2 protein-coding genes and 1 pseudogene are annotated in these 2,647 nt (G+C 67.1%); 2 read left to right on the top strand and 1 reads right to left on the bottom strand.

Annotation, left to right across the window (positions count from 1 at the left end; translation table 11 throughout):
• Positions 1 to 282 (top strand): annotated as a pseudogene (locus tag ABZY11_RS43845) (MBL fold metallo-hydrolase); the annotation flags it as partial.
• A 341-nt stretch (positions 283 to 623) separates the two neighbouring features.
• Here the strand turns inward: ABZY11_RS43845 and ABZY11_RS43840 are convergent.
• On the bottom strand, positions 624 to 1,544 hold the full coding sequence (locus ABZY11_RS43840; RefSeq protein ID WP_356484528.1) for a LysR substrate-binding domain-containing protein: 921 nt from the start codon (positions 1,542 to 1,544) through the stop codon (positions 624 to 626).
• Positions 1,545 to 1,645: 101 nt separating this feature from the next.
• On the opposite strand from ABZY11_RS43840, the gene ABZY11_RS43835 reads away from it, so the two are divergent.
• Positions 1,646 to 2,134, top strand: coding sequence for a GNAT family N-acetyltransferase (locus ABZY11_RS43835; RefSeq protein WP_356484527.1), 489 nt, complete (start codon positions 1,646 to 1,648; stop codon positions 2,132 to 2,134).
• The last annotated feature ends 513 nt before the right edge of the window (positions 2,135 to 2,647 follow it).

Genomic DNA, 2,647 nt, shown 5'->3' with positions numbered 1-2,647 from the left:
CACGTGCCCGGCCACACGCCCGGCTCGACGGTGTACGTGGTCTCCTCCGCCGGCCGCCGCGCCCTGCTGCTCGGCGACGTGGTGCACTCGGTCGTCCAGTTCAGCGAGCGGGACTGGGAGGTGATCTGGGACATCGACCCGGCTGCCGCGTCGGCTGTGCGTAATCGCATCGCGGACGAGGCCGCCGACACCCACGATCTACTCGTCGCCGCGCACTTTCCCGGTATGCGCTTCGGACGGATCATCGCGGCCGACGGCAACCGTCGCTTCGTCGCCGTGTAGCTGCCACGGATGGCGGTCACGGATCCTTGACGGACGTCGGACTCGGTGTTGGTTGCCCAGCCCGGTCGGCTCAGTGGACAGATCCACACGTCTGACCGAGCGCGACAGGGGGCCCGGATGGTTGACTCCGCTGCTCAGCACCTACCCGGACCACCGACCGTTCGAGCCTCGCGTTGAGGAGGGTCGCGGGAGCTAAGAGGCTGCGTGGATGGGCGCGGTTTCAGGATCATGGGCTTGGGCTCTTGTACCAGCGGTGCGTGCAGCAGATGCGGCGGATGAGGTTACGCACGGTGCCTACGCCTTCAAGTGGCCCTTGCACTTGGAGGTGCTCGCTCAGCAGGTCAACGTGGACTCGTCGTCCGGTCGTGGCCACGACCTGTCACGGACTCAGATGCTGCGATGAAGGCTTGTACGAGGGGACGGTTGTCTCCTCGGCGGGTGGCCATGAAGATCCGGCTCGCTGTGGGAGGCCCGTCGAGTTCAAGGCGTTGGGCGCCTGCGGGGAGCAGCGTCGTGACGCTGTAGGGGGCGATGGTGACGCCAAGGCCGGCGGCGACGAACATGATGATGGTGTGCCAGTTCGAGCACTCTTGCGCGACCTGGACGTCGATGCCGGCATCCCGCAGTGGCTGCGTATTGAGGTCGAACGCTTGAGCTCCTGCTGTACGTGGGAACAGGATCAGCGGGTCAGCGGCCAGCTCCGTTGCTTCCACATGGTCACCCCGTGCGGCGGGGTGCTCGGTGGGGATGACGGCGACAAACCGTTCCGTCGTCAGCAGGGAGAGGTCGATGCCGTCTCGCTCCTCAGCATCCCGCACGATCCCGACGTCGGCTGTGCCCCGCTCCAGGCCCGCCAGGACGTCGACGGTGAAGCCGTCGTGCAGCTTGATCTGGACGTCTGGGCGGCGGCGGGAGAATTCACGGAGCCGTTCGCTGACGATCGCGGTGGCGGAGGTGATGAAGGCGACATCCAGGCGGCCGGTCTCGCCGCGCCCGACACGGCCGGCCTCGTCGAGATCGGCCGCCAGACGGCCCAGAAGGTCCCTTGCCCGTGGCTGGAACGTCGCTCCTGCCTCTGTGAGGCGGACGCTTCGGGAGGTCCGCCGGAACAGCTCAACACCGACAATCTTCTCGAGCTGCCTGATCTGCTGGGACAGGGCTGGCTGAGCAATGTTCAGCCGCTGGGCGGCACGGCCGAAGTGGAGTTCCTCAGCCACAGCCAGGAAGTACCGCAGATGGCGGAGTTCGATTCGCTGATCCATACTTCAAACTTATCGATAGAGGCTACGCTTGTATTGGACATATGAGTGAGTGGGGCCGGAGGCTGCTAGCGGGAAGCTGCACCGGAAAGGAAACCTGCCTCATGCCGTACACCTCTGCCCCGACCGTGGTCTCCTCGATCACCTCACAGGGTGATGCCGACGCGTTCCGCGCGTTGAACGAGGAGTGGATCTCGCGCCTGTTCACCCTGCAGGAAGAGGACCGGGCGGTTCTCGGAGATCCGTTCGGCCGCATCGTGGGCCCGGGCGGCGACGTGCTCCTGGCGCGCGAGCTCAGCGGCACCGTCGTCGGGTGCGTCGCACTTCTGGCCTACCCGGACGCCGTGTTCGAGCTGGCGAAGATGGCTGTGGCCCCCGCCGCGCAGGGACGCGGCATCGGCCGCCAACTCATAGCCGCAGCGGTCGACCGTGCCCAGGCACTCGGTGGGGCTCGGCTGTTCCTCGGCACGAACAGCAAGCTGGCTCGCGCCATCCACCTCTACGAGGAAGCCGGGTTTGTCAGGATCACCCGCAACCGTCTCCCGGTGGCCGACTATTACACCCGCGCCGACACCCTCATGGAACTGAAGTGATGCCCCGGCCCGGAGCCCGGAGCCCGGAGCCCGGAGCCTGCCTCGCCACGGTTGTCGTCACCAGCACGTCGGTTCCCCCGCCGCCTGCAGCACGCGATACCTGTGCCAAGTCGTGGCCGGACCATCTGGGCGGATACCTCGACGGCACCCCGCACGGGCCGACTGCACTGGACGCGAGCCCGCTGAAGAGCCCTGAGCCGCCGCCGGTAGAGGATGAACTCCCCCGTCACGCGCTGCGCGCTCCAGGACGCCGAACGCATCGCCGCCAGCCGCCGTAGCGCCCGGCTCAAGCCGTCGATGATCGACAGCTGCTCGTCAATGTGGTCTGCGGACCGGTGCTGGAGCGGCATGGCCGAAGCGTAGCCTCGCGGCTCCGGCCGGACTGAGGTTCCCCCGCAGCGCGGGAGTGGCTGACTAGTACTCCAGTGTGGTTTCGTGATCTATCCAGCAGGTTCGTCGGCGGATCGTCGTCGGTAGTGGCTGTGTCGGGCTGTTGCCTGGTGGCGTCTGCGC

Origin of the sequence: Streptomyces sp. NPDC006510, assembly GCF_040611955.1 — a bacterium.
Lineage (GTDB): Bacteria > Actinomycetota > Actinomycetes > Streptomycetales > Streptomycetaceae > Streptomyces.
Note: the sequence above shows the minus strand (reverse complement) of the source record. Positions and strands in the feature narration are given on the sequence as shown.

Coding starts and splice junctions, on each gene's coding strand:
- ABZY11_RS43840 (WP_356484528.1), bottom strand. CDS start 1,544: ATGGATCAGCGAATCGAACTCCGCCATCTGCGGTACTTCCTGGCTGTG.
- ABZY11_RS43835 (WP_356484527.1), top strand. CDS start 1,646: ATGCCGTACACCTCTGCCCCGACCGTGGTCTCCTCGATCACCTCACAG.